This window comes from Mesorhizobium sp. M8A.F.Ca.ET.021.01.1.1, assembly GCF_003998025.1.
Lineage (GTDB): Bacteria > Pseudomonadota > Alphaproteobacteria > Rhizobiales > Rhizobiaceae > Mesorhizobium.
In genome coordinates this window covers 1-6,501 of record NZ_RZSJ01000341.1, presented here as the reverse complement: position 1 = coordinate 6,501, position 6,501 = coordinate 1, and the positions used below count along the sequence as shown (strand labels likewise).

General features: G+C 63.2%; 5 protein-coding genes, 1 tRNA gene and 1 pseudogene. 3 read left to right on the top strand and 4 right to left on the bottom strand.

Annotated elements, in window-relative coordinates; genetic code table 11:
• Both EOA36_RS23085 and EOA36_RS23080 read left to right on the top strand, forming a co-directional pair.
• Positions 1–861: phosphoenolpyruvate carboxylase (locus EOA36_RS23085; protein ID WP_127279566.1), on the top strand; the 861-nt coding region annotated here is incomplete at its 5' end.
• 818 nt (positions 862–1,679) lie between these two features.
• Positions 1,680–1,907 (top strand): annotated as a pseudogene (locus EOA36_RS23080) (ATP-binding protein); the annotation flags it as partial.
• Between the two features lie 86 nt (positions 1,908–1,993).
• On the opposite strand, the gene EOA36_RS23075 reads toward EOA36_RS23080, so the two are convergent.
• A tRNA-Leu gene (locus tag EOA36_RS23075) sits at positions 1,994–2,078 on the bottom strand.
• Between the two features lie 234 nt (positions 2,079–2,312).
• On the opposite strand from EOA36_RS23075, the gene lipB reads away from it, so the two are divergent.
• Positions 2,313–3,056 (top strand): lipoyl(octanoyl) transferase LipB, encoded by a 744-nt coding sequence (gene lipB / locus EOA36_RS23070; RefSeq protein ID WP_127279565.1) that lies wholly within the window; start codon positions 2,313–2,315, stop codon positions 3,054–3,056.
• A 79-nt stretch (positions 3,057–3,135) separates the two neighbouring features.
• On the opposite strand, the gene EOA36_RS23065 is transcribed toward lipB, so the two are convergent.
• The 3 genes from EOA36_RS23065 to EOA36_RS23050 form a co-directional block, all read right to left on the bottom strand.
• The gene (locus tag EOA36_RS23065; RefSeq protein ID WP_127279564.1) at positions 3,136–4,386 is read right to left on the bottom strand and encodes a site-2 protease family protein; all 1,251 of its coding nucleotides are present in this window, start codon (positions 4,384–4,386) and stop codon (positions 3,136–3,138) included.
• Positions 4,387–5,035: 649 nt separating this feature from the next.
• The gene (locus EOA36_RS23055) at positions 5,036–5,716 is read right to left on the bottom strand and encodes an ABC transporter ATP-binding protein (RefSeq protein WP_127279562.1); all 681 of its coding nucleotides are present in this window, start codon (positions 5,714–5,716) and stop codon (positions 5,036–5,038) included.
• The coding region (locus tag EOA36_RS23050) for an FtsX-like permease family protein (protein WP_127279561.1) at positions 5,716–6,501 on the bottom strand (786 nt) is incomplete at its 5' end. The genes EOA36_RS23050 and EOA36_RS23055, both read right to left, overlap by 1 nt.

Genomic DNA, 6,501 nt, shown 5'->3' with positions numbered 1-6,501 from the left:
CCGCAAGGCACCGTCGCCGGCACCATGCGGGTGACCGAGCAAGGCGAGGTTGTATCGTCGAAATTCGCCAATCGCGGCACCGGCCTCAACCAGCTCGAGATCCTCGCCGCCGCCGTTCTGGCCCACAGCGTCGGATCGCCGGGCGATGCCGAGACGAAGGAGACGCCGGAGTTCGACGAAGCGCTCGAGGCGCTCGCCGGTATGTCGCAGGCATCCTATGCCACGCTGATGGCCGAGCCCGGCTTCCTCGATTATTTCAACCAGGCGAGCCCGGTCGCGGAACTGGCGCTCCTGAAAATGGGCTCACGGCCGGATCGCCGTTTCGGCGCCAACGGCATCGCCGACCTGCGCGCCATTCCATGGGTGTTCGCCTGGAGCCAGAACCGTCATCTGTTGACCGGCTGGTATGGCATCGGCAGCGCGCTGAGCGCCTTCGTCGCGGTGCGCGGCGAGGTCGGGCGCGACCTTCTGGCCCGCATGTTCGAGCACTCGCGCTTTTTCCGCCTGGTCGTCGACGAAGCCGAGAAGACGCTCTACCAGGCCGACATGGAGATCGCGCGGCTCTACGCCGGCCTTGTGTCCGACAGCGATGCCGCCAAACGAATCTATGCCCGCATCGCCGGGGAGTACGAGTTGACGCGACGCCTGATCGGCGACCTCACAGGGGGTGATCTTTCCGAGCGCTTTCCGATGTTCAAGCGGCGTTTCGACAGCCTGCGGCGGCAGATGGACGACATCCACCGGCTGCAGGTCGATCTGCTGCGTGATGTCAGGGCAAGGACGACGGATCAAAAGCGGGCAACCGACGCCTTGCTGGTGTCGATTAATTGCATCTCGGCTGGGCTGGGATGGACGGGGTAGCTCGCCGGCTGGCCGAGTTACGTCAGTCACCTTGCTTCATCATTCTTGGCTGATTGCCGATCGCCCAGATCATCGGCCTGTCTGCCCGAAAGGCCGCCGCATGGGCCATGCCGGCGTCATCATCGTGCCGACGCCGTCCTCCTTCGGCGAGGAGGTGGCCGATACGCTGGCACGGATGAAGAAGGCTGCATAACCTCTGGGAACAGGCTGCCTAAGGGCAGTTCCCGGAGCACGGGGCGGCGCGATCTGAATGCGCGGCCCAGCGGTCCCTTCCAAACAGTCGAAAAGCTCACGCCACGATGGAAGCCCGCCCGCTTTCGACGGCGGGCGATCTGGCAGAAGCCGGTTCGGCCCAGCCCTTAGGTCGGGCAGCCGAAGCTAGGACAAGCTATCGCCGTCACGGCGGACAGCTTTTCGCGCCTTACGAACATCGGCTTCACATAAGTCTTCTTCATGGTATCTCCCCTTTGCCTAAACCCACGAAGCGATTCGTGCCGTGGTCTGGATCGCTTTGTCAAGCGAGCTGAGAGCAATAACAAAACAGCGACAGCCTTGTTTAGCAGCTCAGCTGAGGAAGCGGCCAGCCGCTGGTGAACTTTAGTTGGCCGACAAAAAATCCCTCTCGGCAGCGGTCAGGCCGGCCCAACGTCCTGACGAGCGGGACTATCAAACACTCCCGAGTCTGACGCTTTGCCGTTCCAGAGGCGCGCACGGAGCCAAGATCAAGCCAAGATTGCGCAACAAAACTTAAGATCACTTCATGCATGCAGCCATTTTCACCTGAAATAGTCCAGGCATCGGTGCTCCTACTGCCTCCCGATGGGCCGGGCATTTCCATGACAGCGCGCTCGCGCGTGTTCGAACCGTTCTTCAAGGAGGACATGTCACGCGGCGTTGCCTCGAAGCACGGCTTCGGGCTCGGCCTTTCCATCGTAGCGGATATCATCCAGGGGCACGGCGGCAAGATCGAGTTGCACGACAACCAGCCAAGCGGCCTCGTCGTGACCTTTGATCTGCCGAGTGGAACCGAGATCCGGCCCTTATAGCAGGCCGGCGCCATACTCAGGATCTGATGATCGCCAGATTGCAGGAGGTCATTTCAAGACGTCCGAAGGCTTGCCTCAGGAAATACTGGTGCGGTCGAGAAGACTCGAACTTCCACGGGTTGCCCCACAGCGACCTCAACGCTGCGCGTCTACCAATTCCGCCACGACCGCACGTGGTAGGAGCCGGAACCGACCGGCTCGCGGCGTGTAGCAAATCGTTTCCGGCGAAACAAGTGCGTGGCGAGCAATAATGTCAGGCAATTGGCATAACGTTCCACAGGATTGCAATGAGCATCGCGAACTGGACGTTTGCGCCCGATATCGCCATATGGAGGCCAAAGGCATGTCGCCCAAAAGGGCAAGGCGGTTTTGGGGCCACGACATGGATAAGCAAAGCGATACGTCATGACTGAACGCAGCCAGATCGCCACGTCATTCCTGCCCTTGCCCGGTTCGGCGCCGGTCGAATGGCTGGTCGAACCCGGCCTTACCGCCTATCCCGACGCGCTTGCCTTCATGGAGGCGCGCGCCGAGGCGATCCGCAGCGGAGCTGCCGCCGAGATCGTCTGGCTGGTCGAACATCCGCCGCTCTACACCGCCGGCACCAGCGCCCGCATCGAGGACCTGATCGAGCCGGACCGCTTTCCGGTCTTTTCGGCAGGACGCGGCGGCGAATACACCTATCATGGGCCCGGCCAGCGGGTTGCCTATGTCATGCTCGACCTGAAGCGTCGGCGCGAGGACGTGCGCGCCTTCGTTGCCGCGCTCGAACAATGGATCATCGGCACGCTCGCCGCCTTCAACGTGCGCGGCGAGCGCCGCGAGGACCGGGTCGGTGTCTGGGTGGTGCGGCCCGATCGCCCTGCGCTGCGGGACGGTGCGCCGGCCGAGGACAAGATCGCGGCGATCGGCATCCGGCTGCGGCGCTGGGTGAGCTTTCACGGCATCGCCATCAATGTCGAGCCGGACCTCGCCCATTTCGGCGGCATTGTTCCTTGCGGCGTGCAGGACCACGGCGTCACCAGCCTCGTCGATCTCGGCCTGCTCCTGACCATGGCCGATCTCGACCTGGCACTGAAATCCGCTTTCGAGGACGTGTTCGGTCCCGCGACGGCCTTGCCCGCCGAAGCTTCGCGCAAGGCCGGCTGACACTGTCGGCCTGGGAACTGCATAAGGTGTATTGAGATTCAGGTCAGGCCGAGTCGAAAGCTGTGGGTTCCGAGCGCCCTTAGATCAGTTGGGCGGAAGCCCATAGCACGCCGCAGCCATGGATGGCGAACACCGCCAGCAAGGCGCCTGCGATGACGAAACGGTCGAGGGTGCCGATCGGCTCCAGTTCGTGACGCGGCTTCACCCCGCTGCCGACGGTGAGCAGGCTGAGGATCGAAAACACCGCACCGGCCGCCAGCAGGAAGCCCGAGGAAAAACCAGCCCGCCAGCCAAGCGCCAGAAAGGCCGAAAGCAGCGAGAAGGACGCCAGCGCCAGGACCACCGGCCCTGGGCAGATCTGGCGCAGCACCTGGCCGCCGTCGAATTTCCACACCGGCACCAGATTGGCGATGTTGAACAGGGCAGCGCAGCCTGCAAGGGCGGCCAGCAGCGCGGCGGCAGCCTTGTGACCCTCGTTGCCGGCAAGCACGCTGGCGGCGATGACGATCGGCACCAGGAAGGCGGAGAACCCCGCCCCCATCAAGGCCACGAAGGCCACTTCGAAACGACTGTTGTAGGGTCGTCCGCCAATGGCGATGCCGCCAAGCAGCGGGATGAAGATCATCCGCGCCCTGCGATGGCCCGCCAGCCGGAACGCCGCCATGTGGCCGAGTTCGTGCAATGCCACCACCGACGTCAGGATCGCGGCCAGCGCCAGCCCGCCGAGGTGGAGGCCGAAGAACGGCCACAGGAGCAATGCCGATAGCACGGCAAAGCCGACCTGGCTCAGCGGATGCTCGAACCAGCCGCCCTTGCGGTACTGCCCGGTCCTTGCCCAGCGCTGCAGCTTGGAAAGCTCGCGGCGCATGGCGAAGTAGCGGAACACCAGGAAGGCGACGCCGCGATACCGGTCGGTCCGGCTGAGCGTCACGCGTGTGCCGCTGCCCTCCGAAACCAGCTCGGCGGTCTCGCCATAATCCTTCCAGAACGAGCCATCGAGCGCGGTATCCTCGATCACCCGCATCGAGAAGCGGCTGCCCTCGACGACATCTTCAAACCGCGCCCTGCGCTCTATCGGCTTGCCGTCGCGGCCTTCCCACGACAGCATGATGCGAGCCACGCCCTCTTCGTCCAGCGGCTGCGCCGACAGGATCTCGCCGGACCAGCCGGCATCGCTGCCAAGCGGCCACAGCGCCTGCCACAGGCGCTGCCGGTCCATTGCCACAATGCGGCTGGACCGGACCGTGCGCAAACCAAGCGGCACGGTCATCAAGAGAAAGATCAGTCCGAGATTGCTGGCCACGAGAATGGCCGTGACGATGGGCGACACCTGGACGCTGCTCCCTGCCTGGAGACGCACCCTAACGTCGCGGCGGCAAGAAAAGCTTAACGGCGGAGCGGCTTAGGGCCATCGGGAAACAGCGATGGCAGACGCCGCCAACTCACATGGCTCCGATCCAGATCGCCATGGAAACAAGAAACGCACTCATGCAAACCAGCGAGATGACATCCTGAACCAGATCGGTCATAACTCTCTCCTGTTGTGGATATGTTTCCAATTTGTTCTAATTTTGTTCCAATGTCAATCGCTAGGGGATAGAGCGATAGGCGGGGAATTTTGCACGGTTAGCGAAAGGTTAATCGTTCGCCACGAGACGATGCTGAAAGCGCGGCGGCGTAGGCTTCCAGTCCTGGAGATCAGGATTAGCGCGCGCTTGTATTAAAGCGTGGCCGAAGCAATAATTCTTGGGCTGGGGCACTGCCGGGCGATGGATATGGGGAAGTACGGAGGCGCGAATCAAGGTGACCGTTGGCGAAAGCGCATGCGACAAGGCCGCCGGCGACGCCTCTCTCGCAACCTTGTAATCTGGTTGTTCATCCTGGCGACGAGCGCGATATCGTCCACTCTGATCGCAATGAACGCTCACTGGCGATTCTAAGCTACCCCCGCGCGGTACATGCCGGGTGAGAACCGTTCCTTACAGCGGCACCACCTTGCCGTCGGCCAGCGTGACACGCCGGTCCATGCGCGATGCCAGTTCATGATTGTGGGTGGCGATCAGCGCGGCGAGCCCCGATTGCCGCACCAGCGCCTCCAGCGCCTCGAACACATAGGAGGCGGTGACCGGGTCGAGGTTGCCGGTCGGCTCGTCGGCGAGCAGCACCAGCGGCGCATTGGCGACCGCGCGTGCAATGGCGACGCGCTGCTGCTCGCCGCCGGACAGCTCGGATGGCCGGTGCGACGCCCGCTTGCCGATCTGCATGTAGTCGAGCAGTTGCGCCGCGCGCTCGCCCGCTTCCTTGCGCGGCAGCCCCTTGATCAGCTGCGGCATCATGATGTTTTCCAGCGCGGAAAACTCCGGCAACAGATGATGGAACTGGTAGACGAAGCCGACATCGTTGCGGCGGATCGAGGTGCGCTCGTCATCGGACAGCCGGCCACAGGCGCGTCCGGACAGGATCACGTCTCCGGCGTCAGGACGCTCCAGCAGCCCCGCCGTGTGCAGCAGCGTCGACTTGCCGGAGCCCGAAGGGGCTACCAGCGCCACCATCTCACCGCGCCGCAGCGAGAAGTCGGCGCCGTTCAGGATGGTGAGCTTGCGCGGCCCCTGGACGTAGTGCCGCTCGACGCTCTTCAGCTCGATAATGACCTCGGCCACTACTCGTACCTCAAGGCTTCGACCGGATCGAGGCGGGCCGCCCGCCACGCTGGAAACACCGTTGCCAGGAAGGACAGCGCCAGCGCCATGATGATGACATAGGTCGTCTCGCGTGGATCCATCTTGGCCGGCAACTGGCTGAGGAAATACAGCTCCGGATTGAACAGCACCTTGCCGGTCATCCAGGAGAAGAACTGGCGGATCGATTCGATGTTGGTGCAGATCAAGACGCCGAGCAGCACGCCGGCGAGCGTGCCCGTCACGCCGATCGCCGCACCCGTCATCAGGAAGATACGCAGGATGGCGCCGCGCGAGGCGCCCATGGTGCGCAGGATGGCGATATCATGCCCCTTGTCCTTCACCAGCATGATCAGTCCGGAAATGATGTTGAGCGCCGCCACCAGCACGATCAGCGTCAGGATCATGAACATCACGTTGCGCTCGACCTGCAGGGCAGAAAAGAAGGTCTCGTTGCGCTGGCGCCAGTCGACCAGGTCGATGGGGCGTTGTGCCGCCTCCTCCACCTTCGGCTTCAGCGCGTCGACATCATCGGGATTGTCGACATAGATCTCGATGGTCTGCGCCCGGCCGTCCATGTTGAAATAGAGCTGCGCCTCGGAGAACGGCATGTAGACGATGGAGCTGTCATACTCCGACATGCCGACTTCGAAGATCGCCGCGATCTTGTAACCCTTCATGCGCGGCGTGGTGCCGAGCGGCGTCACATCGCCGTCCGGCGAGATCAAGGTGATGGTATCGCCGAGCGTCAGGCCAAGATTCTCGGC